We start from the raw sequence: 26,070 nt of genomic DNA on the forward strand, positions 1-26,070 counted from the left end.
TCAGACCTCGGCCTGGTTGCGCAGCAGCTCGAAATTGTCGGCGGTGAAGCCCGAAAGCGCATCGCCCGTGAGGCCCACGAAATCGGCGATGTAGTCGATGTCGGCATAGTCGTCGCTTTCATCGTCCGGCGTGCCGCTGTCGCGAACCGCCACGTCGCCATCCGCGCCGAAGCCGACCTTGGCCAGCGACGACCCGCTCGCATCGCCCGAAAGCACGAAGAGCACGTCGCCCTCGCCCATGCCGGTAAGGCTGTCGTTGATGAGCTGCACGACATCCGCGTCCTCGAAATCTTCCATCGCGCCCTCGAAGATCACCAGCCCGGTGTCGTCGCTGACCGCGAGGGTTTGGCCCGTCGCGACCTTCTGGATGGCGTCGCCGCCTACACCGTCGATGCTGTAGTCATCGACATCGACCAGGATCGCGTCGGCATTCTCGCCAGCGCCGGTTTCGAAGCCGTAAATCGTCTCGAGCCCGCCGAAGCCCTGGGAGCTTTCGAGGACGACGGTCTGCGTGCCGGCGCCATCAATGCCCTGCAGGTGGGCGAAGCCCTCGAAATCGAAATCGCCGTCATCGGTCGGCACCCCGAAGCCGATGCCATAGCTGCCATTGCCCGTTTCCGGGGTGACGCCGAAACTCACGAGTTCCACCGTCTCGGCGCTGTCGTTCTGGATGCCGGCATAGTCGATATCGACCCAGAAAGAGGCGTAATCCAGTCTATCGTTCATTGCCCCCGTTTCGACTGCTTCCGGGGCCTGCACATGCGTTCCGTAGCTGGGCGTGACGGCCGCATCATACTCGACATTGCCGCCGAAGAAGATGTCGAAATCGAACCCTTCTTCGATCAGGTCCGGCTCGCCCGCGAAGAAGTCCAGCGCAGCCTCGCGATCCACGGCGACGGTCACGGTGTCGCCCTCGCGGGTGATCTTCAACTCGCCCTCGTCCCCGTTCAGGTTGCCAAGGAAGAAGCTGTCATCGTCGGAAAGCGTGTCGTCGCTGAAATCGGACAGCCCGCCGCCATCGACGATCGCGTCTTGGCCGTCGGCCACGAAGCTGTCGTTGCTGTCCTCCAGCATCCCCACCGCGTCGGTGAAGGTGCCGGTCGCGAGGTCATAGGCGAAGCCGGTGAAGTACTCGTCTTCGGCCCGATCACCGGGATCGGAGAGCAGGACCGTTATCGGGTCACCGGTGGCCGGGTCGACACGCAGCGCATCGATGACCAGCTCGTCATACTCGTCCAGCTCGACCCCGAATTCGCGCGCCGTGACGGTGCCGTTCGCCGCGACCGACGCCAGGTAACCGGCCTGCGGCGTGAATTCCTCGGTCGAGACGTCTTCCTGCACCAGGATCACCGCCGCCGGCCCGTCCGCGGGGAACGCCGCTTCCTCGGCGACCAGGACGACATTGTCGGCCAGGTCCGAATCGATCCCGAGATCGTCCAGGGCGATGGTCTGCGCGGCAATCCCGGAGGTATCGATATTGGTCCCGTCGGACCCCAGCGCACCGGCCAGCTGCGCCGCCGGGATATGATAGAGGGTCACCGCGGGATCGGCCGATTGCCGGATGGTCTCGCCCGACAGGCTCGCGTTCGACTGCACGACGCCAAGCCCGTCGGCGGTGACGGTCACGTAAGAGGACAGCGCCGCGAGATCGGTTTCATCGGGGCCGCCGTCGAAGGCGAAACTTTCCGCCAGCTGGCCGTCGGCACCGTAGAGCAGCGCCTTGTAGTGGAAGTCGGACAGCCGGTCGGACTCCTCGGCGGTATGCTCCATGTCGAGCACGACGACGAACTGCCCGTTCGAGAGCGTGCCCGTCTCCCCGATCGAGGCCTCGAAGTTCTCGGTGCCGCTTTCCGCATCCACCTCCGGCCGGATCACCCGCCCGCCATGGGCAAAGATCGTCTGGCCGTCGATCTCGGAATTGACCAGCAGGTTGAGCGTCAGGCTCGCGCCCCCGGCCGCGATGGTGACGGGCACGGCGGCGGCGCTGCCGTCGAGCGCCTCGATGTCCTCGGGCGGGATGGCGATGCTGAAGACGCCGTTCGCGCCGGTCTGGCCGGTATAGGTCTCTTCGCCGATGGTCACGCTCACCTCGGTGCCCGCGTCGACGTTCGACACCGCCCCGTCGACGGTGTTCTCCCTTTCGACGAGATTGCCGCCCTCGTCGAATTCCTGCGCGTCGAAGACGACGACATCGCCGTCCTGCTCGCCACCCTCGAGGGTGATGGCCGGTCCGGTCTGGTCGGTCACCTCCACCTCGGTCGTGGCGGCGGCGGAGTCCTGCAGACCGTCATTGGCCACGGCCGAGATCGTGTATGTCTCGACCGCGGCGCCCGAGAGATCGAGCGCCTCGGTGGTCCAGGCGCCCGTTTCGTCCGCGGTCACCGTGATGTCCCCGGCAAAGAGCGTCGAGCTGAGCGTAACCGTCGCCCCCGCCTCGGCCGTGCCGGAAATGGTGACCGAACCGGCCTCGGTCGGGTCGATCACGTCGTCGCCCGCGACGGTGTCGATCACCGGCGCGGCGGGCGGGGCGATGTTCACCGTCACCGCGCGGGTCGCGGGCGCGGAGCTGTTGCCGACCGCGTCGGTCGCCGTCGCCGAAAGCGTGAGCGCCCCGTCGCTGGCCCCCGAGAGATCCGCCGTCACCGACCAGGCGCCGTCGGCCCCGGCGGTCGCCGTGAGGTCGGCGATGCCGTCCCCGCTGACCGTGACGGTCGCGCCCGCCTCGGCCGTGCCGGAAATGGTGAGCGATCCGGCCTCGGTCGCGTCGATCACGTCGTCGCCCGCGACGGTGTCGATCACCGGCGCATCGGGCACGGTGGCGTCGAGGGTGACATCGGCCGTGCGGGGGGCGCTGGTGACCACTGTCGTGCCGTCGGCGGTCTCGACTTCGGTGGTGGCGGTGACGGCAACCTCATGCACCCCATCCGCCGGAAGATCTTCGGCGGCGAAGGTCACGGACCAATCGCCTTCGGCGTCCACGGTCGCGCTGGCGGTTTCACCACCGAACGCGACGGTGATATCGGTCCCGGCCCGGCCCGTGCCGGTGAAGGTCACGCCCGCGGCGGCCTCGGCAGCGTCGATTTCGGTGTCGACCGGGTCGAGGGTCGGGCGGAGCGCGGTGGTCTCTCCGGCGACTTTCGCCTGCTCGTCTTCGATCGCGGCAAGGTCCTCCGCTTCATCGACGGTATCATTGGCCGTCTTGGCATCGTCGGCGATGTCCTGGCTGGTCTCCGCACTCACCCCGCCGGCTTCCAGGGCCGCCTTGATGCTTTCGCTGTCCTGCAGCGGGTTTTCCGCCCCCTCCGGATCGTTCAAAGCCTGCGCGAGCTCCCGCGCCACGGCGGCGCTGTCCCCGCCGTTCTGCTCGGCCAGGGCGAGCACGTTCGCCACCTGGGCAGCCTTCTTCATCGGCGCGGTATCGCCCGCCTCGGCCGCCTCCACCGGGTCGAGCGTCGTCAGGTCCGCATCTGCGTCCAGCCCGAGCTTGGTCTTGATGACCTCTTCGGCCGCGGCGGCATCCAGCGGTTCGTCGTCGTCTGCGGTCGCCTCCACCAGCGACTGCACCAGTGTCGTCAGGGGCGTCACAACGGTCGAGCCCGCCGGGGCGGTCAGCGTGCCGGTGAAGGGCGCGCCGGTGGAAATGTCGATGCCGCCCGTCGAGGTCAGCACCATGTCGGCGCCGAAGATGGACGGGTCGAAGGACCCGTCATCTTCGGTGAAGTCGTAGGGCTCGCCCTCGTCCCAGGTGCCGCTGTCGTCGGCATCGTGGAACACGCGCGCCCCGGCCAGGTAGCCGTCGATGACATAGGCAGTTTCGGGCTCCGCCGCCCCGCCGCCGCCGTCCGAGTCGGAGTCCGACGCGACGGCCGCCGCCGCGCCGAGCGCCAGGCCGCCGGCCGCGATCTGGCCGAGCCCGAGCCCGAGCCCCGCCGATGCCGACGCCGCGGCCGCGGCGATGGCCTCGCCCGTCGCGGCGGCCACCATCACCTCGCCGCCGGCACCGGTCGTCACGGCCCCGGCGGGCAAGGTGGTCGTCCGCCCGCCGGACAGCGTGACCTCGACCTGCCCGTCCGCCAGCACGCGGAAGCTCTCGACCCCCTCGACGTCGGACAGCGCGACCAGCTCCTGCGTGGCCTGCGCGGCCGCGGCCATCGGCAGCAGCAGGGTCATGCCGGACAGCCCGGCCGCGACGGCGCGCTGATTCTTTCGCACCCAGTCGCGGACGAATCGCCGGCGCGCCGACGAATCACGCGGCACGGTGACCGGACGCACGCCCTCGGCCCGCGCCAGGTCCGCGTCGTCTGCAAAGAAAACCCCCGGTAGAACGGTGTAGCCATCGGTCGCCCGGGCCAGAACCATCTTCCGCACCGTCGCGCGCACGTCATCCGTCATGTCGGTCAATCCCTGTACTCGTTACTCATTAACACCGCCCCGCGGGTGGCGTGATCATTGTCCAACCCGCCGCATCGGTCAAGCCGCGTCGGCGGAAGCGGCGGAATTCCTTACCCGGGCCGCCCGGCAGGCCGGGCGATGTCCGCGTAAAGAAAGAGGTTTCGCCCGGACAACCGGCTAGCCCCGCGGCCCCGGCCCGAAACGCCGCGCCCGTTGCCACCCCGTCGCGCCGTTCGCCGAAGCCAGGCCGGTCCGGCCCCCGGAGCGTAAACGGCCGGTGAGCCTGCCCCTCCCCTTGACGGCAACCGGTTTGCATTGGCGCCCCGAATCTGAGAGCCCCGCGCCCGAGCCAAGGGAGACCCGACAGTGACCGCGCTTTCGATCCGGCGAAACGCACCCTTCGACCTTGCCCCGCTGGCCCGGCTTCTGAGCGACCGGGCAGAGCTGGCACTGGTCAACCCGAACGCCAAGCATCCCTTCGACCCGCTCGAATGGCAGGAGAAATGGCTGAACGAGGCCGATGACGCGTCCTTCTACCTTGTGGACGGGTCCGGGCATGAGCTGGGGTTCTTCGCGCTGCGCGTGGGTGTCGGCCCCGAGGTCCGGCACCTGACCTATGTCTATGTCGACCCGGCCGCGCGCGGCGGTGCCGGCGCGCAGATGGCCGCGCTGGTCGAAGAGGCCGCGCGGGGGCTCGGCGCGCTCTCGATCACCCTGAAGGTGGAGGCCGCGAACGCCAGGGCGCTGAACGCCTATCTGGCCGCGGGATACGAGGCGCTCGCGCGGCGCGGCGGCATGGTCACGATGCGGCGCGACCTTGGCTGAGCGGCCGGGTACGGGCACGATCCGCGGCGCGGTCGCAGCGGCTGCGGACGATCCGCCTTTACAGCAGCCGGCCCAACGCGCACCCTAGCCGCGTCCCCGTCCGGTTTCGAGTGCCCGAGTTCCCGCGTGCCACAGCCCCCCTTGCCCCCCGCGCCGCAAACCCGGCCCAAACGCTGCCGCGCCGCCGGTCTACCAGTGGTTCTCCAGCAGGAAGGCCCGTTCCTCGCGGTAGAAGGGGATCTCCTTCAAAGCCTCGATCATCGCGGCATGGCGCCTGCAGGCGTCTTCGTGAAGCGCCATCAGCCGGCCGTCGGCGGCGTAGCGCGCATACTGTGCGCGAAAGAGCGGGTCGGCCCGGTCGAAGGAAATCTCGCGCTCCGCGTGGTGGTTGCGCAGCCGCCAGTACCGGCGCGAGACGCGATGCCGCGGCCGGACCACGTCCCCGCGATGATGTTTCATCAGGTAGGAGTCGAGCGCGCGGAGCGCGAAATGGTCGAGCACGGCCAGATCATAGGTGCCGCGGCAATCATGCCCGTTGCGCCGGGCGTCCTCGGTAAAATGCGCCACCCGCGCGCCGGAGCCGTCCAGCCAGAGGACCGGGTCAGCGCCGGTCGCGACATCGGGGCGATGGTTGCGGATCGCCTGCACCCGCGGCCCCAGCCGGGTGATCGACTTCACCCCCCGATGCGCCTTGCGCCGGCGCGGCGCCAGCGTCTGGTGACCGGGGAACTGGTCGCGCACGAAACCCGGCGCAAAGCGCGCGCGGCCGTTGCTGCCGTGGTTGAGTTCCGTCAGGCTCAGCACGTCGAAGCGTCCCGTCGCCGCGAAGAGGTCGCAGAGCCGTCCCGCGCCGACCCGGATGTTGATGAACTCGTCGACGTCCATCGAGACGAAGAAATCCGCCGCGCGGAACGCCGGCAGCCCGTGGGCGAAGGCCAGCGCCGCCGCCTGGAACCCCGTGCCCCCCGCGACCGCGGCCGGGTTCGGCAGATGCATTACCTCGCCCATCTCGTGCAGCCGGTCGAGAAGTTCGAGCGTGCCGTCGCTGCAATGATTGGTGAAGACGACCACGTCGGTCACCCCGATGGCCCTGTGCCAGGCGAGCCATTCGAGGATGTAGGGGCCTTCGTCCTTCATGCAGGTCGCGATCATCACCCGGGGCTCGGGGATCGGCCAGCTCCGGTAACTGCGGACCGGCATGGTGCTGGTTTCGGGATGCAGCGGCGCGATCCGACGATCCGGCGCGGCCCGGACGAAATGGCGGACGCTGGTCTCGCGGTTGCGCGGCAGGGCGAGGAAGCCCGCCGCCTCGAGCCCATCGTGGATCGCCTCGACGCCCGCGGCGCCATAGACGCGCGGGTGCAGTTCGAGCACGATCTCGCGTATTCCGGCAAGATCGGCGCCGGCCAGCAGCGCGCGCTCGGCGCCCTCGATATCGCAGGCCAGGACGCTCGGCCGGAACTCTGCCAGCAGCGTATCGAAATCGACGGCCGGCACGTCGAGCACCTCGTGCGCGCCGCGCGGCTCGCTTGCGGTGGAGGAGGCCCAGAAATTCTCGTGCCGGAAAAACCCGACGCGCGCATCGCCGCCGCGCGTGACGGCGGCGGCGCGGATCGCGACCCCGGCGACGCCGTTCAGACGGTGGGTCTCGGCGATGAGCGGGATCAGGGCGGGGTCGGCCTCGACGGTCATCACGGCCCCGACCCCGTTCACCGTCGCCGCCACCGTCGACAAGAGCCCGATCCCGCCGCCGAGTTCCAGGACCCGGTCGCCCGGGCGGATCGCGGCGCGCAGCGCCCGCGCCTCGCCGGCCTCGTAGCGCCCCTTGCGCAGGGACTGTTCGATGCGCCCGGTCACGATCCCGGGGATGATCGGGATCCGGACGCCCTGAACCTCGATAACCTCGTCGTAACTCAGATCCACCATGCAGACCCACTCACACGCGATACCACGCACCGGCCATGCGCCCATAGTAACGCCCACCGCGGGAAAATCCATTTGTTTCCAGCATGCACGCCACCGCCTTTCATCTTGCTGAACGCGGCCCGCCTTGCAGCCGGCACCCGGCCCCGCGCCGCCGACCGGGCCGGGCCGTCCGACCCGCGGCACGGGGCGGCGGCATGAGCGCCCGCGATCCATCCCTGCTGGTCATCGCGACCATGAAGAACGAGGCGCCCTATCTGCTGGAATGGCTCGCCCATTACCGGGTGATCGGTTTCACCGACGTCCTGGTCTACACGAACGACTGCACCGACGGCACAGACCTGCTGCTCGACCGGCTGGCGCAGCGGGGGCTTGTCACCCATGTGCGCAACAGGGTGCTGCGGCGCGGGCCGCAGAAATCGGCGCTCAAATATGCCCTGGCGCATGATCTCTACGCGCGGGCCGACTGGGTCTTCGTCTGTGACGCCGACGAGTTCCTGAACATCCGCACCGGCGCGGGCCGGGTCACTGACCTGATCGCGCACTATCCCGACGCAGACGCGATTCCCGTGACCTGGCGGCTCTTCTCGAATAACGGTCTTGCCGACCTGCCCGCGGGCCTTCTGACAGAACTGCTGACCGATGCCGAGCCCAAGCGCCTCGGGGCCGGGGATCGGGCCCGGTTCGTCAAGACCCTGTTCCGGCCGGCACAAGGCATCGAGCGGCTCGGCGTGCATGCCCCGATCTACGCACCGGACGCCAGGCATGACATCCGGTGGGGATGCGCGGAGCGCGCCGCAAATCCGTCCGCCGATCCGCGGCGATCACGTGCCTTCCCGGGCTACGCCACTGCCCAGGTCAATCACTACGCGGTCCGCACCGTGGATGCGTTCCTCCTCAAACGAGAGCGTGGGAACGCGAACCACGTGGGCGACACGCTCGGGCTGGCCTACTGGCGGCGCTGGTGCCGCGGGGGCGTCCGGGACATCTCGATTCAGCGCCACGCGCCGGCGCTGCGCGCCGAGCTTTCGGCGCTGCGGGCCGATCCGCTGACCGCGGCGCTGGAGGCTGCCGCCCGGGACATCCACCGGGACCACCTGGCCGCGTTGCTGGCCGATCCTGACTACCGGGTGTTGCGCGCCGCCCTGACCGGCGCCGAAGACACCGCGCCGGCGCCTGCACCGGCGACACCCGCGGCCCCCGGTCTCGACGAAATCCGCGCCGACACGGCCCGGCGCACCCGCGCGCCGAAACGCCTCGCGCTGCGCCAGAAGATGCTGGACGAGGTCATGCCCAAGGGCGGGCGCTGCGCCGAGATCGGCGTCTGGGAAGGCCGTTTCTCGGCCGAGATCCTGCATTTCACCCGCCCTCGTGAACTGGTGATGATCGATCCCTGGGACCTGCTGGCCGCCACGCCGGACGACACGCTGACCCACGCCCGCCAGGCCGACGCGGAGGCCATGCGCGCGATGCACGCCCAGGTGCAGCGGCTCTACGGCGCCAGAGCCGACTGCACGATCCGGCGCGGCTTCTCGACCGATGTCCTGGCCGGCTACCCGGACCATCACTTCGACTGGGTCTATATCGACGGCAACCACCGCTACGACTTCGTGAAGGCCGATCTCGAGCTGGCGTTCCGCAAGGTCCGCCCCGGGGGCATCGTGGCCGGTGACGATCTCTTCTGGAAGCGCGAGGGCCGGCTCCATGTCCGGGAGGCGGTCTTCGACGTGCTGAAGGCCCGCGGCAACCGCGACGCCTTCGGCCGGCGCGGGCAGCAATACATCATCACCGTGGCGCAGCCGCCCGGCAGCGTTGGCTGAGCGGGACATTTCCGCCACCAGGACGCGCCGGGGCGCATCAATAGCTCTTGAAGAACGTCGCGAGGAAGCGGCCGAGTTGCTGCCGCGGCAGGCCCATGGGCTCAATGGTGAACTTCGCCATGCACCCCCGGGTTGCCACCGGCTCCAGAAAATCGAGAACACCCGCGTGCCGCGGCCGAACGGTTCTCAGCTCGTCACGGGGGTTCATGAAATCGTCGAAGAGAAGCACTACCGGCCTTTGCGTCATCACCAGCGTCATCAGGGTGCAAGCCATGCGGAACAACCCGTCCACCAGCACGAGATCGGGCTGTCGGAAATCCTCGCGTTCCCAGACCGAGACCGGATAGCGCCAGTAGTCCTTCCAGCGCGCGGGCCTCTTGGGGCGCCCCCACCGGCCGGTGGCGCCCAGGTCGACGCGGTGCAGGGCCACTGACGAGCGGGTCCGTTCCGAAGCCGCGATATAGGCTTCCACGCCGTCGGCCCAGCGGGCATCGCTTTCCACGCTAAAGATCGTCCGGCCCGGCAATTCCGAGGCAAGCACCGTCGATCCGCCAGACCCGTATTCGAGGATGACAGACGCGGCCATGTAATGGCTGCGCACCCACCCCGCCACCTCTTCGGGGAAGGTCAGGGCCGGGCGTTCGGTCGGTCCGGGCATGGGGCACCTCCGTGGATCGTGCGGCGACGGCGCGCGCCGCGCGCTCAATGCACCTGCCCGTCTTCGGGCGGGTCGACGGTGAAGAAGAAATCGGCGGGCGGGTCTTCGTCGATCAGGGCGTCGGGCACGCTGTCCGGGCCGCGCAGGAAGACGTTCGCCCCGAAATGCGGCAGCATCCGCGAGAGCCGCCGCATGCGCCGGCCCGTCAGGGCGGCGTGAAGCGCGGCGAAGTCGGGCCGGGCCAGCAGCGCGGCGATGCGCGCGCGGTGGCGGGCCACCACCTCGGCCTGCATCGCGGCGATCTCGGGATCGGAGAGCAACCCGGCCACGGCGCGGTCGAGCGCGGGCAGCATCCGCTGGATCGACCGATCCTCGACGGTGTTGTGGTTCATGCGGAACCAGTAGGCCAGCCCCTGGTCGCGGGCGGTGTGGTTCACGCGGCCCCGGTCGCGCTTCACGAGGAACGACTCGGCCGAGCGCACGGCGTAGTGGTTCAGCGTGGCCAGCTCGTAGCCGTAGGTGTGCAGGGTCGAACGCCAGGCATGGCGGTAGGCGCTGCGCGGCATCGGGCGCCCGGAGCCGTTCACCCAGCGGACATGATCCAGCATCTCCGGGTTCAGCCCCTTGGGACGATGCACCCCCAGTTTCCGGAACAACCCCGCGTTCCGGTAGAGCGTCTTGAACCCCCAGGCCTGGTGGGGCTTGCGGGTGAGCGGCGCGGCACAGCGGGTGAATTGCCGCGTCAGGAAGCCCTCGCGGAAGCGCGCGATATCCGCGTTGCCGAACAGCCGCCAGGTCAGCGAGACCAGCGTCGCATCGCCGATCGCGGCGAAGAGATCCGCCAAGTGACCCGCGCCGGCATGGATGTTGATGAACTCGTCGACGTCCAGGGTCATCAGCCAGTCCGCCGCCCGGACCACCGGCTCGGTCTCGGCCGCCGCGAAGGCCGCGTGCTGGGGCTTCTGCCCCTGCCCGGCGTCGAAGGGGTTGACGCGGTGGGTCACCAGCCCCTTGCGCTCCAGCAGATCGAGGAACCTGTCGGTGCCGTCGGTGCAGTCGTTGGAATAGACCAGCACGTCGGTGACCCCGATCATGCGGTGATAGGCGAGCCACTCGAGGATGAAGGGGCCCTCGTTCTTCATCGCCGTCACGATGGTGACCCGCGGCGGCCGATCCGCAGGCAGCGCCGCGAGCGCGCGGGTCTCCGGGCGCGGCGGCCGCATCGGCGCGGCCCCGAGAACATCGCGCGCGAAGTCGACGGCGGCGGCATCCTCGACCAGGCTGGCACGCGGCACGATCCGGCCCGTCGGGACACCCGGATGGCGGAGCGCCATGAACCTGTAGAGCCGCGGCCGCGGCTCCGCCGTGGGCGCCGCGCCCAGGATGCGGTGCGGGCGCCACAGGCTGTCGGCGGCGATCCGGTCCGGCGCGCAGCACCAGCGCGCAAAGCCGGTCCCGATGTCGAAGGGACGGCAGACATGGTCGCCGGGCCCCGCCGGGCGGTTGCCCTTGACGGCCCAGGGATAAAGGCGCTGGCCGGCCAGCCGCACGACGCCCGAGGCGGCGCGCCGGGCGGCGGCGAACACGCCCCCCGCGACGGGCGCGACATAGTCCGACGGGTCCAGGTAGCAGACCGCGCCGGCCCCGGACAGGAAGCGGTGCCGGGCAAGCTCCAGCAACACCCCGTCGGCCAGGGGCGCGCGCCACGGGTCGGGCGCGGGCCGCCCCCCGCGCGCCCGGCCGGGCGCGTCGGGCGCGCAATAGGGATGGCCCGCCGCCGGCAGGTCGCGCCGGCCGACGGCCACGGGTATGTCCACCACCACGATCTGTGCCGGCGCCCCGCCGGACCATGCCGCCGCCGCAAGGCGATCCGGCAGATCCGCCATCTGCCCCGCGGGCCCGAGCCGGTTCAGCAACAACGCCGCCTCCGCCCCGTGCCGGGCCGCGTGATAGGCGAGCCAGTCGGCGACCTGTTGGGGATCCTCGCCGTTCAGGATCGCGAATAGGCAGTCCGTCCCGGCCAGGAGGCCCGGCTCGGCCGGCACGGGATGCAGGGTGAGCGCGCCCCCCGCCGCGGTCAGCAGCGTGATCCGGCGCCCGGCGGCCGCGGTCGGCCGGAACGCCAGCACGCACCCGCCATCGCCCCGGATCGCCCGCGTGCCCACCAGCGCCCAGGGGCTGTCGGCGGCCGGGCGCAGGTCGTCCCGGCCAAGCCCGGCCGCACCGAAGACGCGCAGGGTCTCGCCGGACAGCACCGCATCGAGGCAGGTCACCCCGCCCAGCGTGACCGGCGCCAGGCGGCGGTGCAGGATCGCGGGCCGGGCGGCGGGGCGGTTCCGGCGCGGGCTCTCGGGGGTACGGGGTTCGGACATATACGCGTCTTCGGGTCACACACTGCGGGGCAGCTTACCCGTCAGACGTTAACCGTCCAAGAGGCCACGCCGCATCCGGGCCGGCGCCCCGTCCCCCGGCGCCGCCCCGAGATCGCGCGCCGGCCCGTCTATGCCGCGAAGACGCGGGTCAGCGCCCCGTCGATCGCGTCGGTCAGGCGGTCGATGTCGTCGGCCGTCGCGATCAGCGCCGGCGACAGGCAGAGCGTGTTGTTGAAGCCCGGCACCGACCGGTTGGTGGCCCCGATGATCACGCCCTGCGCCATGCAGTCCGCGACGACGGCCTGGACCATCTTCTCGGGCGCGGGCTCCTTGGTGGTGCGGTCGGCGACCAGCTCGGCCCCGGCAAAGAGCCCCTTGCCCCGCACGTCGCCCACCACCGCGTGCTTGTCCTTGAGCGCCTCGAGGTTGTCCATCAGCCGCGCGCCCATCGCCTGGGTGTTCTCGAGCAGGCCCTCCTCCTCGATGATGGCCATGTTCTCGATCGCGGCGGCAGGTCCGGCCGTGCAGCCCCCGAAGGTGGAGATGTCGCGGAAATAATCCATCGGATCGTCCGGGTCGGCCTTGAACATGTCGAAGACCTTTTCGGTCGTCACCATGCAGGCGATGGCGGCATAGCCCGAGGCCACGCCCTTGGCCATGGTCACGAAATCCGGCTCGATGCCGTAATGCTGGTAGCCGAACCAGGTGCCGGTCCGGCCGACGCCGCAGACCACCTCGTCGATATGGAGCAGCACGTCGTATTTGCGGCAGATCTCCTGGACGCGCTGCCAGTAGCCCTCGGGCGGGGTGATGACGCCGCCCCCCGCCGTCACCGGCTCGAGGCAGAGCGCGCCCACCGTGTCGGGGCCTTCGCGCAGGATCACCTCCTCGATGGCATCGGCGGCGCGCTCGCCGTAATTCTCGGTCTCCCACTGGGCGCGGTATTCGAGGCAGTGCGGCACCTCGACGAAGCCGGGCGCGAAGGGGCCGTACTGGGCGTTGCGCTCCTGCTGGCCGCCGGCCGACATCGCCGCCAGCGTCGAGCCGTGGTAGTCGCGTTCGCGGTAGAGGATCTTGTGCTTGCGCCCGCCGTAGCGCTTGTGCGCGATCTGGCGAACCATCTTGAAGGCCTTCTCGTTCGCCTCGGAGCCGGAGTTCGTGTAATAGACCCGGCTCATGCCCGGCATCTTGTCGATCAGAATGTCGGCGAACCGCGCCCCCGGGACCGACCCCATGGAATTGGCGAAGTAGTTCATCTGGATCAGCTGGTCGCGCACGGCGTTGGCGATCCGCTCGCGGCCGTAGCCGACATTGACGGTCCAGACGCCGCCCGAGACGCCGTCGATATGCTCCTTGCCGGTCTGGTCCCAGACCCGCATGCCCCGGCCTTCGACGATGATGCGGGGATCCTTGGTCTCGAATCCCTTGTGCTGCATCAGGTGATGCCAGATATGCGCGCGGTCGGCCTCGACGACGGAGGTGAGATCGTTGGCGGTGAAGTGTTCGGTCATGGCGGCCTCCAAGCGACGCAGGAATGGTTCATTCCGTGCTGAATTACCGGGCGAGAGTGCCGAAACTGGCGGCGTGCAGATAGGGCCAGTGTCCGTGCACCCGTAAGGCCAGCGATGCGGGCTGGACACCGCCATCCCGTTCCGGCCCAAGGTGAAACGGTGTTGGACTCGTCCAATCTCGCGAAATTGGCCCTATGCCGCGCAAGCATACTCTCTCTATACTCGAACTGCAAAACGGTTGAAGCGCGGGGAAAAGCCCGCCGACATAATGACCACAACAGGGAGCCGATCATGAAGAAAATGACCAGACTGAAGGGGGCCGCCGCCGCGCTGGCGGTGCTGACCTCGGCCCAGGCCGCCCAGGCGCAGGACCTGACCGTGGCGTATTTCCTCGAATGGCCGATGCCGTTCCAGTACGCCAAGGTGAAGGGCATGTACGAAGAGGCGCTCGGCGTCGACATCAACTGGGTGAGCTTCGACACGGGCACCGCCATGTCTGCCGCGATGGCGTCGGGCGACGTGCAATTGTCGGTCAGCCAGGGCGTGCCGCCCTTCGTGGTCGCCACCTCGGCCGGGCAGGATCTGCAGATCGTCGATGTCGCGGTCAGCTATTCCGACAACGACAACTGCGTGGTGGCCGAGACGCTCGAGATCGACAAGACCTCGGCCTCGGAACTCGAGGGCAAGAAAGTCGGCGTGCCGATCGGCACCGCGGCCCATTACGGCTTTCTCAGCCAGATGGACCATTTCGGCGTCGACATCGGCACGATGGAGATCGTCGACATGGCTCCCGCCGACGGCGCGGCCGCCTTCGCGCAGGGCAACCTCGACATGGTCTGCGGCTGGGGCGGCGCGCTGCGCCGCATGAAGGAACACGGCAACGTGCTGCTGACCGGCGCCGAGAAGGAGGATCTCGGGATCCTCGTCTTCGACGTGACCAGCGCGCCGGCCGACTTCGTGGCCGAGAACAGCGACATGGTCGCCAAGTTCCTCGCCGTGACCGCCGAGGCGAACGCGATGTGGAACTCGGGCGAGAACACCGAGGAAATGCTGCCCGTCATCGCCGAGGACGCCGGCATGGATCTGGAGGCGACCCGCGCCACCATCGAGACCTTCGTCTTCCCCTCCGTCGATGAGCAGCTCTCGGCGAAATGGCTCGCCGGCGGCGCCGCCAGCTTCATGGATGGCGTGGCCAGCGTCTTCCTCGAGGCCGGCTCGATCGACGAGGCCCGCGACAGCTATGCCAGTGCGGTCAATATCGGGCCGCTCCAGGCCGCGAGCGACATGTAATCGCGCATGCGCCGGACGGCCCCCGACCACGGGGGCCGTCCTTTTTTGCAGACGAGCAAGCGGGGGGCTGCATGTCCGGTCTGACCATCTCCAACCTGTCCATGCGCTTCGATCTGCCGAACGGCGCGTCGATCCAGGCGCTGCAAGACGTATCGCTGAGCGTGGCCGAGGGCGAGATCATCTCGGTGCTGGGGCCTTCGGGCTGCGGCAAGACCACGCTGCTGAACATCATCGCGGGCTTTCTCGCGCCGACGGACGGCAAGGTCGAGATCAACGATCACGTCGTGACCGGCCCCGCGCCTGAACGGGGCATGGTGTTCCAGCAGGGCGCGCTCTTCGAATGGATGAACGTGCGCGACAACGTCGATTTCGGCCCGCGGATGAAGGGCATGCCCAAGGCCGAGCGTGACCGGATCAGCGATCACCTGCTCGACATCACCGGGCTCAGGGATTTCAAGGAAAAGGCGATCTACGAGCTGTCGGGCGGCATGCAGCAGCGCGTGGCGCTGGCGCGCTGCCTGGCCAACGACCCGGACGTGATCCTGATGGACGAGCCGCTCGGCGCGCTGGACGCGCTGACGCGCGAGAAGATGCAGGGGCTCGTGCTGAAGCTCTGGAAGGAGACCGGCAAGACCGTGATCCTGATCACCCACTCGGTCGAGGAGGCGCTGCTCCTGGGCGAGCGGCTGATCGTCATGGCGCCCCGCCCCGGCCGCATCCACAAGGAATACCGCCTGCCCTTCGCCGATCGGGGCGTCAATGCCGATCTGCGCGAGGTCAAGCGATCCGAAGGCTTTTCCGAGACCCGCGACGAGATCCTGAGCATGATCTGGGAGATGGAAGAGGAAATCATGGGCCGCACGGAGGCAGCACAATGAGCGTCCTCGTCTTCTACATCGCCATTTTCGCGGGCGCGCTGTTCATCGTCAGCCTGCTCAGGCGGATGATGACCCCGCGCCACGACTTCACCAGCCTCAAGACCGTGACCTTCGGCGACGAGAGCGCGGTACGCCCGGACCGGGCCGCCTCGATCATCTCGGTTCTGACGGTGTTCGTGATCTGGGGCGCCTTCACCGGCTCGTCGCTGATGCCGATCCACGTGCCCGGCCCCTATAGCGGCACGACGGAGTTCACCTATACCGCGCGCAATGCCGCCGGGGAAACCGACGACGCCATCGTGCGCGTTCTCGTCCACAAGGTCGGAGAGGACGGCGAGGCCCCCGAGATCGATCCCGGGGACGGCTTTGCGAAGAACGACAGCGACGTGCTGCAGGAGTGGCGCTCGGAGCTGATCCGGGCCCATGCCAACGACGAGGGCGGCGACCAGGACGGCTATGCCGTGATTGCGGTGGACGGCCAGGAGATCGCGCCCGGAGAGACCGTGAGGGTGGCCGACGGCACGGTCGCGATGACCCCCAAGGGCTCGCTCAATTTCACGCCGCGCAAGGGCATGCAGATGGAACCCATCTGGCTGCCCTCGCCCGAGGCCACGGTCCAGCGCTTCCTGGAGATCGCCAGCGAGGGCTACCAGAACTTCACCCTCTGGGAACATCTCGGCTGGTCGCTTCTGCGCGTGGTCGCGGGTTTCGCGCTCGGCTCGCTGGTGGGCATCCCGCTCGGCTACGCGATGGGGCTCTCGGGCTGGTTCCGCGGCTGGTTCGACCCGATCGTCGAGTTCATGCGCCCGGTCCCGCCGCTGGCGCTGATCCCGCTGGTCATCATCTGGTTCGGCATCTGGGAGACCGGCAAGATCGTGCTGCTGTTCCTCGCCGCGCTCTGGATCATGACCATCGCGGCGCGCGCGGGCGTTTCGGGCGTCAGCATCTCCAAGATCCATGCCGCCTATTCGCTGGGCGCCTCGAAATGGCAGATCCTGCGCCACGTGATCATCCCCAACTCCCTGCCCGAGATCTTCACCGGCGCGCGTGTCGCGATGGGGGTTTGCTGGGGCACGGTGGTCGCCGCCGAGCTGGTCGCCGCGCAGAAGGGCGCGGGCATGATGATCATCGCGGCCTCGAAGTTCCAGCTGACCGACATCGTGATCATGGGCATCGTGCTGATCGGGATCATCGGCTACGGCATCGACATGCTGATGCGCAAGGCCGAGCGGTTCCTGGTGCCGTGGAAGGGACAGGCCTGACCGCACCGCGCGCGGCCCGGCCGAATTCCTGCAACTGGACCTAGCCTGCCGCGCGAAATTGCGGCATGCTTGGGTCCAGTCATGGCGATACCCGTAGACGTCTTCTTCCTGGACCGCGAGGCCGACGGCACGCTGCAGCAGAAACTGCAGCAGCAGATTGCCGAGAGCATCCTCGCTGGCCGCTTCCTGCCCGGCGAGCGCATGCCGTCGAGCCGCAGCCTCGCCCGGCATCTGGGCGTCAGCCGGATCACGGTGACCGTCGCCTATAACGACCTCGTGGCCGACGACTACCTGATCGCGCGCGGGCGCTCGGGGTATTTCGTCTCCGACACGGCGCCGGTGTCGCCGCGGTTCGAGACCCCGCGCCAGCCCGCGGCGGGCGAGTTCGACTGGGGCCGCATCATCACGCCGCGCTACGCGGGCTTCCGCGATCTCGAACGCCCGCGCAACTGGCGCAACTTTCCCTATGCCTTCATCTATGGCCAGGCGGATCCGGGGCTGCTCGATCATCAGAACTGGCGGCTTTGCGCGCTGCAGGCACTGGGGCAAAAGGATTTCGGCGCCCTGATCCAGGACCAGTACGAGCGCGACGACGCGCGGCTCGTGGAATACATCCTGCGCCACATCCTGCCCCGCCGGGGGATCGTCGCCGCCCCCGAGAACATCCTGATCACGCTCGGCGCGCAGAACGCGCTCTGGATGGCGGCGGAACTGATCCTCAGCCAGCGACGCACCGCGGCGATGGAAAATCCCTGCTATCCGGGCTTGCGCGAAATCCTGCACCAGGCGCGCTGCCGCACGGTGGCGATCGACGTCGACGATGACGGCCTGCCCCCCGAGGCGCTGCCCGACGAGGTCGACGCCGTCTTCACGACGCCGAGCCACCAGTGCCCGACCAACGCCACCATGGCTCTGGCCCGGCGCAAGGAGTTGCTGCGCCTGTCGCGCGAGCGGGGGTTCGTCATCGTGGAGGACGATTACGAATTCGAGATCTCGTTTTCCGGGGGCACCTCGCCGGCGCTTAAGTCGCTCGACGAGGCCGGGTCGGTGATCTATATCGGGTCGTTCTCGAAATCGCTCTTCCCGGGGCTGCGGCTCGGCTTCATGGTCGCGCCGCCGCCGCTGATCCGCGAGGCCCGCGCGCTGCGCGCGCTGGTGCTGCGCCACCCGCCGGGACATATCCAGCGCACCGCCGCCTATTTCCTGTCGCTCGGCCATTACGATGCCCAGATCAACCGGATGCGCAAGGCCTACCGCGCGCGGCGCGACGTGATGGAGACCGCGATCCGCGACGCGGGGCTGACGCCCGCCGGCGCGGACGTGCCGGGCGGCTCGAGCTTCTGGATGCGGGCGCCGGCCGGCACGGATACCCGCGCACTGGCAAGCCGGCTGCACGCCCATGGCGTGCTGATCGAGCCGGGCGACGTCTTCTTCGCCCGCACGCCCGCGCCGACCGAGTACTACCGCCTCGCCTATTCCTCCATCCCGCCCGAGCGCATCCCCGAGGGCATCGCGCTGATCGCCGAGGCGCTCGGCGTATCTGGACCGACACGGGCAAGGGATCTGGCCCTAACCGAGCGCGGTGCATCGCGCGTATCTGAACGCCAATGACCCCCGAACCGCCGCGACAGGAGATCGACCGATGAAGATGACGACCGAGGAAGCTTTCGTCAAAACGCTCCAGATGCATGGCATCACGGATGCCTTCGGGATCATCGGCTCGGCCTTCATGCCGATCTCGGACCTCTTTCCCAAGGCCGGGATCACCTTCTGGGACTGCGCGCATGAAGGCTCCGGCGGCATGATGGCCGACGGCTACACCCGCGCCTCCGGCAAGATGAGCATGATGATCGCCCAGAACGGGCCGGGCATCACCAATTTCGTCACCGCCGTGAAGACCGCCTACTGGAACCATACGCCGCTGCTGCTGGTCACGCCGCAGGCTGCGAACAAGACGCTTGGCCAGGGCGGCTTCCAGGAAGTCGAGCAGATGAAGCTCTTCGAGGACATGGTCGCCTACCAGGAAGAGGTGCGCGACCCGTCGCGCGTGGCCGAGGTGCTGAACCGCGTCATCCTGAAGGCCAGGCGCGCCTCGGCGCCGGCGCAGATCAACATGCCGCGCGATTTCTGGACCCAGGTCGTCGACATCGACCTGCCGGCGATGGTGGAGTTCGAACGCCCGTCAGGGGGCGAAGCCGCCATCGCGGAGGCGGCGAAACTGCTCTCCGAGGCGCGTTTCCCGGTGATCCTGAACGGGGCCGGCGTGGTTCTGGCCGGGGCGATCCCGGCCTCGATGCAGCTGGCCGAGCGGCTCGATGCGCCGGTCTGCTGCGGCTACCAGCACAACGACGCCTTCCCCGGCTCGCATCCGCTCTTCGCGGGACCGCTCGGCTATAACGGGTCCAAGGCAGGGATGGAGCTGATCGCGCAGGCGGACGTGGTGCTCTGCCTCGGCACGCGGCTCAACCCGTTCTCGACCCTGCCGGGCTACGGCATCGACTACTGGCCCAAGGACGCGCGGATCATCCAGATCGACATCAATCCCGACCGGATAGGCCTTACCAAGCCCGTCAGCGTCGGCATCGTCGGAGACGCCCGCAAGGTGGCCGAACAGATCCTCGCCGGGCTGTCGGACAACGCCGGCGACGCCGACCGCGCGGCCCGCAAGGCCACCATCGCGCAGACCAAGTCCGCCTGGGCGCAGCAACTCTCCAGCATGGATCACGAGGACGACGACCCCGGAACCAGCTGGAACGAACGCGCGCGCGCCGACAAGCCCGACTGGATGAGCCCGCGCATGGCCTGGCGCGCGATCCAGCAGGCGCTGCCGAAAGAGGCGATCATCTCCTCGGACATCGGCAACAACTGCGCCATCGGCAACGCCTACCCGACCTTCGAGGAGGGCCGCAAATATCTCGCGCCCGGTCTTTTCGGTCCCTGCGGCTACGGGCTGCCGGCCATCGTCGGCGCCAAGATCGCCTGCCCGGACACGCCCGTCGTGGGCTTTGCCGGCGACGGCGCCTTCGGGATCGCGGTGACGGAGCTGACCGCCATCGGCCGGTCGGAATGGCCCCCGATCACCATGATCGTGTTCCGCAACTACCAGTGGGGTGCGGAAAAGCGGAACTCGACGCTCTGGTATGACGACAACTTCGTCGGCACCGAGCTTGACGAGGGCGTGAGCTATGCCGGCATCGCGCGATCCTGCGGGCTCGAGGGCGTGCAGGCGCGCAGCATGGACGAGCTGACCGACGCGCTCGACCGCGCGCTGAAGGACCAGAAGGCCGGCAAGACCACGCTGATCGAGGCGCTGATCAACCAGGAGCTGGGCGAACCCTTCCGCCGCGACGCGATGAAGAAGCCGGTCGCGGTGGCCGGGATCGACCCCGCCGACATGCGCGTGCAACAGGCCGGCTGAGGCCCGTGCCCGCCGTCCTGACGCTGAACGCGGGATCTTCCTCGCTCAAGGCGGAGGTGTTCGGCCCCGGCGGCGCGCGGCTCTGGCGCGGCGCGGTGTCCGAGATCGGCGCCGCCGCGCGCCTGTCCTCGGACGAGGACGACGCCCCGGTTGCGGCGCCCGACCATGCCGCGGCGCTCTCGGCGGTCATGACGGCGGCCGGTGTCCGGCTGGACGGGATCGAGGCCGCTGCGCACCGGATCGTGCATGGCGGCCCCGGGCTGACGGAAAGCACCCGGCTGACCCCGGCGGTGCGCGCGGCGGTGGAGGCCGCCGCCGCCCTCGCCCCGCTCCATAACCCGCCGGCGCTGGCGGTGATCGACGCGCTCTCCGCCCTGCGCCCGGCCCTGCCCCAGGTCGCCTGTTTCGACACCGCCTTCCACGCCACCATGCCCGAGCTGGCGCGCCGCTACGCGCTGCCCGACCGGCCCGAGACGGCGGGGCTCAGGCGCTATGGCTTTCACGGCCTGTCCTATGCGAGCCTCGTCGCGGACCTGGCCGGACGGCTGGGCCGGCCGCTGCCGCGTCGGCTGCTGGCCTGTCACCTCGGCAACGGCGCGAGCCTCTGCGCCATTGACGGGGGACGCTCGGTGGCGACGACGATGGGGTATTCGCCGCTGGGCGGGCTGACCATGGGCACGCGCTGCGGCGATATCGACGGCAACGCCGTGCTGGAGATCGCCGCCCGGTCGGACATCGCCACCGCGTCGCGTATCCTGAACCGGGAAAGCGGTCTCAGGGGGCTGGCGGGCGACAGCGACATGCGCGCGCTCGAGGCGGCGGGCACGCCCGCGGCCGACTTCGCCATGCGCCATTTCATCTACTGGGCCGTGCGGCAGGCGGGCGCGATGGTCGCCGCGATGGGCGGCTGCGACGCGATCGCCTTTACCGGCGGCATCGGCGAGAACGCCCCCGCGATCCGCGCCGGCATCATGGACGGTCTGGCCTATCTGGGCCTCGCCTACGACCCCGGTGCCAACGCCGCGGGCGCCATGCGGCTCGACCGGGCGGGATCGGCGCTGATCGCCTGTATTCACCCCGCCGACGAGGAAGGCTGGATCGCCCGCGAGGCCGCGGCGGTGCTGTCCCCCGGCTAGGCGGCGCCGTCGGGGCGGACGACCATCACCGTGCATCCCGCGCGGCGCACGACGCGCGCCGCCGTGGAGCCCAGGAAATAATCCTGGATGCCGGGGCGATGGCTGCCGATCACGATCAGGTCGACGCCGGTATCGCGGGCGTATTGCGTGATCTCGACCCCGGCCTTGCCGGTCAGGATCTCGGTCCCGACATCGGGCGCCCCGCCGACCGCGTCCGCGAGTTTGCGGCGCACGGACTCGGTCAGGTGGTTTTCGGACTTTACCGTGACGAACTCGGACACGTAGCCGGGAATGCCCTCCAGCACCGTGACCACGGTGATCCGTCCGCCCTCTGCCAGCAGACGCCGGGCAAGCGCGATCTTGTCCGGGATGAGCTCGATGTGATCCAGCGCCACGGGGATCAGGATATTCTTGTACATGACGCCCTCTCCTTTCCTAGAATTGCGCCGCGCCGCCCGGGCCGAGCAGGACCAGGCCAAGCGCGACGATCACCGCGAGAAACAGGGTTTCGGCGACCAGCAGGCCGATCGCCGCCGGGCCGACGCGCAGGATCTCGGCCGGCCGGGTCCGAAGCCCCACCGCCGCGATCGCCATCAGCAGCATCCAGCGCGAGGCCGCCGCCACGGCGGCGATCACGCCCGCGGGCAGCAGCCCCGTCGAGGCCAGCGCCGAACAGGCGATGAAGCCCAGCAGGAACACGGGCAGGATCGGCCCGGTGCGTTCCCCCGGCGCCCCCGCCGGCCCCGCGACCCGCAGCACCAGCAGGCCCAGCACCACCACCGGTGCCAGCATCGCCACGCGCAACAGCTTGACCAGCGTGGCCGTTTCGCCCGTCGCGTCCGAGACCGAGAACCCGGCCCCCACGACCTGCGCCACGTCGTGGATCGTCGCGCCGAGATAGATGCCCGCCAGGCGGTCGTCGAACCCGAAGCCCGACACGACCAGCGGATAGAGGATCATCGCCGCGGTCGAGAGCACGGTCACGCCCACCACCGTGAAGACCAGCCGTTCCTCGGACCTTTCGTCCTTTGGCAGGATCGCGGCGATGGCGATGGCCGCCGAGGCCCCGCAGATCGCGACGGCCCCGGCCGAGAGAAAGGCAAAGCGGTAGCGGAACCCGAAGAGCCGCGCCACCGCCAGCCCGAAGCCGATGGTGGCCAGGAGACTGCCCACCACCAGCACGGCGGCCGAGACCCCCAGCTCGCCCAGCATCTCGAAGCTTATCTGCACGCCCAGAAGCGCGACACCCGTCCGCAGCACCGTCCGCGCCGAGAAGCCGATGCCCGGGTCGCACCGCTCGGTCTCGGAGAGGAAATTGAGCGCGATGCCGAAAAGCAGCGCCATCAGCATTGCCGGCGCGCCGTAATGATCCGAGATGAAGCGGCTGGAAATCGCGATCAGCGCGCTCACCAGCAGCCCCGGCACCAGGACCGAGGACGCGCGCAGGCGCGCCTCCAGCCGGGTCGCCGCGGCGGTCATGGCCGCGCCGTGGGCACGGCCTGCGGGGCATGGGCGGGTCTAGGGCGCATCGGGTTTCAGCACGATCTTGGGCGCCGCCACCCGGCCGGCGCGGATATCGGCGAAGGCGGCCGCCCCGTGGGACAGCGGGCGGCGTTCCGTCCAGTCCAGCGCGCCGAGCCGGCCCTCGAACATCGCCGCGGCGGTATCGCGGAAATCTTGCGCGGTATAGGTGTAGGTGCCGATGAAGGTGATCTCCTGCAGGGTCATGCGGCGTATGTCGAGACCGCCCGCCGCCGACCCAAGCCCGATATGGACGACGACGCCGCCCGGCGCGGCGATGGCGCTGGACCGGGCGCGGGTGGCCTCGATCCCCACGCCGTCGACAATCAGCTCGAAACGCGCCGCCGGATCGAGCGCGTCCGGCGCGATCACCTGCTGGCCGCAATGCAGCTCGAGATAGCGCCGGCGCGCGACGTTGGGCTCGATCATGGTGACGTCGGCGATCCCCTGCGCCGCGAGGCTCAGCGCCGCGCCGAGCCCGATGGCGCCGCCGCCGAAGACGAGCGCCCGGATCCCCGCGTCCTCGCCGAGCGCCGCCCGCCCGAGCCGCACCGCGTGCCAGCCGCAGGCGATGGGCTCGGCCAGCGCGGCCTGATCAGGACCGATGCCCGCGGGCACGGGGACGAGATTGCCCGCCGGCATGGCCAGCAGCCCGGCAAAGCCGCCGGGGCGCGGCGGCATCGAGATGATCTGCCGGTCGGGACACAGATTGTCGCGCCCTGCCCGGCAGGCCCGGCAGCTGCCGCAGGTCACCAGCGGGTTGACGGTAACCCGCTGACCCGCCTGCGTGCCGTCGGCGATGACGCCCGAGACCTCGTGCCCCAGGATCAGCGGCGCCGGGCGGCGCTCGTCATGGCCGAGATAGGCATGCATGTCGGAGCCGCAGATCCCCGCGCTTTCGACGCGGATCAGAACCTCGCCCGGCGCGGGCACGGGATCGGGCGCGGCGGCATAGTCGAGCGTCTCGGCACCGGTATAGACGAGAGCCTTCATTTCGCGGTGTATCCTCCGTCCACCATGAGCACCTGGCCGGTCACGTAGTCCGAGGCCGGCGACGCCAGGAACAGGAGCGGGCCGTCGATATCCCCGGGCCGCCCGTTCCGCCCGATGCAGGTCTGCGCCGCGTTGCGCGCGGCGCGCGCCGGGTCGTCGAACACGGCCGAGGTCAGCTCGGTGGGGAAGAACCCCGGCCCGAGCGCGTTGGCCGTGATGCCGTCGGCCGACCAGGCCTCGGCCATGGCACGGGTCATCTGTGCCGCGCCACCCTTGGACGCGCCATAGGCGATCCCGCCTGGAAAGGCGCGGAAGCTCTGGAGCGAGGCAAAAAGCACGATCCGCCCCCAGCCCTTGTCCCGCATCGCCGGCACGAGATGCTGGCTAAGGAAGAACGGCACCGTCAGGTTGAGCCCGAGCGTGATCTCCCATCCCTCGGGCGTGACGGCGTCGGCGGGCTCGCGGGTGTTTATGCCGGCGGCATGCACGACGATGTCGGGCGCGCCGAAGGGCGCGGCCACCCGCGCGGCCAGGTCGGCCAGCGCCGCGCGGTCCGACAGATCAGCGGTGACGGCGGCGGTCTCGCCGCCGGCCTCGGCCCGCCAGTCGGCCAGTGCGTCGGCGCGCCGGGCAACGCCGACGACCCGCGCGCCGGCGCGGGCCAGCACGCTGGCGGCGCGCCGGCCCAGACCGGAACTGGCCCCGGTGACAACGGCCACCCGGCCGGCGACGTCGAAGAGATCGGCGGCGGGGACGTCGTCAGGCATCGGCGCTCAGGTCGAAGTTTTCACCCGGAAAGAACTTCCTGAGCCGGATATCCGCGGTGCGGGCATGGCCTTCCATGCCTTCGAGCCGGGCGATCCGCGCGGTGGCCTCGGCCACCGGCCGGGCGCCTTCGGGCGTGGCGCGCTGCCAGGTCACGATCTTCATGTATTTGTGGACCGAAAGCCCGCCCGTATAGCTCGCGGCGCCCGAGGTCGGCAGCACGTGGTTGGTGCCGGACGCCTTGTCACCGAAGGCGACGGTCGTCTCCTCGCCCAGGAAGAGCGAGCCGTAACAGGACAGCCGGTCGAGCCACCAGTCGAGATCCGCGGCCATGACCGTCAGGTGTTCGGGCGCATACTCGTCCGAGGTCGCGGCCATGGTCTCGCGGTCCGGGCAGACGATCACCTCGGCATAGTCGCGCCAGGCGGCGGTGGCGTTCTCGCGGTTCACCTCCGGCAGGTCGTCGATCAGCGTCGGCACGAGGCGCATCACCTCCTCGGCCAGCGCCCGGTCGTCGGTGACCAGCCAGACGGGCGAATTGTAGCCATGCTCGGCCTGGCCCACGAGATCGGTCGCGACGATCATCGGGTCGGCCGTCGCGTCCGCCAGGATCAGGCTGTCGGTCGGCCCGGCGATCATGTCAATGCCGACCCGGCCGAAGAGAATGCGCTTGGCCTCTGCCACGAACTGGTTGCCGGGGCCGACGAGGATATTCGCCTTGGGCAGCCCGAACAGGCCGAAGGTCATCGCCGCGACGCCCTGCACCCCGCCCATGGCCAGGATCTTGTCGGCGCCGCAGATATGCGCGGCATAGATGATCGCCGGGTTGATGCCGACGCCCGGGCGCGGCGGCGAACAGGCCACGATATGATTGCAGCCGGCGACCTTGGCGGTGGTGACCGTCATGATCGCGCTGGCGATATGGCTGTAGCGCCCGCCGGGCACGTAGCAACCGGCGGCGTTGACGGGGATGCTCTTCTGCCCGGCGATCAGCCCCGGCACGATTTCCACCTCGATGTCGCGCAGCGTCTGCTTCTGGGCCTCGGCGAACTTGCGGACGTTCTCGTGCGCGAACTCGATGTCGCGCTTGAGCTTCTCCGGCACAGCGGCGGCGGCGGCGGCGATCTGGTCCGCGCTCAGCAGGATGTCGCCCTCGTAGTTGTCGAACTTCGCGGCGTATTCCAGCGCCTTGGCATCGCCCCCGGCCTCGATGTTGTCGAGGATGCCCTGCACGGTGCGGGTCACGTCCGAGGCGTCGCTCCGCGAGGTGAGGGTCGCTTTCTTGAGATACTCTCGCTGCATCGGT

General features: G+C 69.5%; 18 protein-coding genes. 8 read left to right on the top strand and 10 right to left on the bottom strand.

Annotated features, from left to right (window positions below; translation table 11 throughout):
- A complete protein-coding gene (locus ACQ5SP_RS13355; protein ID WP_430938887.1) occupies positions 1-4,392 on the bottom strand; it encodes an Ig-like domain-containing protein in 4,392 nt (1,463 codons plus the stop codon).
- A gap of 366 nt (positions 4,393-4,758) precedes the next feature.
- Between ACQ5SP_RS13355 and ACQ5SP_RS13360 the strand changes: the two genes are divergently transcribed.
- A complete protein-coding gene (locus ACQ5SP_RS13360; RefSeq protein ID WP_430938888.1) occupies positions 4,759-5,217 on the top strand; it encodes a GNAT family N-acetyltransferase in 459 nt (152 codons plus the stop codon).
- 189 nt (positions 5,218-5,406) lie between these two features.
- Here ACQ5SP_RS13360 and ACQ5SP_RS13365 read toward each other — a convergent pair whose 3' ends face one another.
- On the bottom strand, positions 5,407-7,215 hold the full coding sequence (locus tag ACQ5SP_RS13365) for an FkbM family methyltransferase (RefSeq protein ID WP_430938889.1): 1,809 nt from the start codon (positions 7,213-7,215) through the stop codon (positions 5,407-5,409).
- Between the two features lie 122 nt (positions 7,216-7,337).
- Between ACQ5SP_RS13365 and ACQ5SP_RS13370 the strand changes: the two genes are divergently transcribed.
- A complete protein-coding gene (locus ACQ5SP_RS13370) occupies positions 7,338-8,960 on the top strand; it encodes a glycosyltransferase family 2 protein (protein WP_430938890.1) in 1,623 nt (540 codons plus the stop codon).
- 37 nt (positions 8,961-8,997) lie between these two features.
- Here the strand turns inward: ACQ5SP_RS13370 and ACQ5SP_RS13375 are convergent, their stop codons facing one another.
- The 3 genes from ACQ5SP_RS13375 to ACQ5SP_RS13385 all read right to left on the bottom strand — a co-directional run bounded on the left by ACQ5SP_RS13375 (position 8,998) and on the right by ACQ5SP_RS13385 (position 13,501).
- Entirely contained in the window at positions 8,998-9,618 is a 621-nt protein-coding gene (locus ACQ5SP_RS13375) for a hypothetical protein (RefSeq protein WP_430938891.1), read from the bottom strand.
- A 44-nt stretch (positions 9,619-9,662) separates the two neighbouring features.
- Complete coding sequence (locus tag ACQ5SP_RS13380) at positions 9,663-11,990, bottom strand: glycosyltransferase family 2 protein (protein ID WP_430938892.1); 2,328 nt, start codon at positions 11,988-11,990, stop codon at positions 9,663-9,665.
- Between the two features lie 128 nt (positions 11,991-12,118).
- Complete coding sequence (locus tag ACQ5SP_RS13385) at positions 12,119-13,501, bottom strand: aspartate aminotransferase family protein (protein WP_430938893.1); 1,383 nt, start codon at positions 13,499-13,501, stop codon at positions 12,119-12,121.
- 291 nt (positions 13,502-13,792) lie between these two features.
- Here ACQ5SP_RS13385 and ACQ5SP_RS13390 point away from each other — a divergent pair, with 291 nt between their 5' ends.
- The 6 genes from ACQ5SP_RS13390 (at position 13,793) to ACQ5SP_RS13415 (ending at position 21,485) form a co-directional block, all read left to right on the top strand.
- Positions 13,793-14,791, top strand: coding sequence for an ABC transporter substrate-binding protein (locus ACQ5SP_RS13390; protein WP_430938894.1), 999 nt, complete (start codon positions 13,793-13,795; stop codon positions 14,789-14,791).
- A gap of 71 nt (positions 14,792-14,862) precedes the next feature.
- The gene (locus ACQ5SP_RS13395) at positions 14,863-15,669 is read left to right on the top strand and encodes a taurine ABC transporter ATP-binding protein (RefSeq protein ID WP_430938895.1); all 807 of its coding nucleotides are present in this window, start codon (positions 14,863-14,865) and stop codon (positions 15,667-15,669) included.
- Positions 15,666-16,931, top strand: coding sequence for an ABC transporter permease (locus ACQ5SP_RS13400; RefSeq protein WP_430938896.1), 1,266 nt, complete (start codon positions 15,666-15,668; stop codon positions 16,929-16,931). The genes ACQ5SP_RS13395 and ACQ5SP_RS13400 overlap by 4 nt, the downstream gene beginning before the upstream one ends.
- An 81-nt stretch (positions 16,932-17,012) precedes the next feature.
- Positions 17,013-18,542, top strand: a complete 1,530-nt coding sequence (locus ACQ5SP_RS13405) for a PLP-dependent aminotransferase family protein (RefSeq protein ID WP_430938897.1) — start codon at positions 17,013-17,015, stop codon at positions 18,540-18,542.
- Positions 18,543-18,573: 31 nt separating this feature from the next.
- Complete coding sequence (xsc, locus tag ACQ5SP_RS13410; protein ID WP_430938898.1) at positions 18,574-20,349, top strand: sulfoacetaldehyde acetyltransferase; 1,776 nt, start codon at positions 18,574-18,576, stop codon at positions 20,347-20,349.
- 5 nt (positions 20,350-20,354) lie between these two features.
- A complete protein-coding gene (locus tag ACQ5SP_RS13415) occupies positions 20,355-21,485 on the top strand; it encodes an acetate/propionate family kinase (protein WP_430938899.1) in 1,131 nt (376 codons plus the stop codon).
- Here the strand turns inward: ACQ5SP_RS13415 and ACQ5SP_RS13420 are convergent.
- The 5 genes from ACQ5SP_RS13420 to hisD are packed head-to-tail and all read right to left on the bottom strand — an operon-like array spanning position 21,482 to position 26,066.
- Complete coding sequence (locus ACQ5SP_RS13420) at positions 21,482-21,904, bottom strand: universal stress protein (RefSeq protein ID WP_430938900.1); 423 nt, start codon at positions 21,902-21,904, stop codon at positions 21,482-21,484. The genes ACQ5SP_RS13415 and ACQ5SP_RS13420 overlap by 4 nt on opposite strands.
- Before the next feature lie 16 nt (positions 21,905-21,920).
- Complete coding sequence (locus ACQ5SP_RS13425) at positions 21,921-22,964, bottom strand: YeiH family protein (protein ID WP_430938901.1); 1,044 nt, start codon at positions 22,962-22,964, stop codon at positions 21,921-21,923.
- A 39-nt stretch (positions 22,965-23,003) separates the two neighbouring features.
- Positions 23,004-23,999 carry a zinc-dependent alcohol dehydrogenase gene (locus ACQ5SP_RS13430; RefSeq protein ID WP_430938902.1) on the bottom strand — a complete coding sequence of 332 codons (996 nt, stop codon included), beginning with the start codon at positions 23,997-23,999 and terminating at the stop codon, positions 23,004-23,006.
- Complete coding sequence (locus ACQ5SP_RS13435) at positions 23,996-24,766, bottom strand: SDR family NAD(P)-dependent oxidoreductase (RefSeq protein WP_430938903.1); 771 nt, start codon at positions 24,764-24,766, stop codon at positions 23,996-23,998. The genes ACQ5SP_RS13430 and ACQ5SP_RS13435 overlap by 4 nt, the downstream gene beginning before the upstream one ends.
- Positions 24,759-26,066 (bottom strand): histidinol dehydrogenase, encoded by a 1,308-nt coding sequence (gene hisD, locus ACQ5SP_RS13440; protein ID WP_430938904.1) that lies wholly within the window; start codon positions 26,064-26,066, stop codon positions 24,759-24,761. Before hisD ends, ACQ5SP_RS13435 begins: the two co-directional genes overlap by 8 nt.
- Positions 26,067-26,070: the final 4 nt, after the last annotated feature.

Source organism: Rhodovulum sp. YNF3179, assembly GCF_050586465.1.
Lineage (GTDB): Bacteria > Pseudomonadota > Alphaproteobacteria > Rhodobacterales > Rhodobacteraceae > CAJXYS01.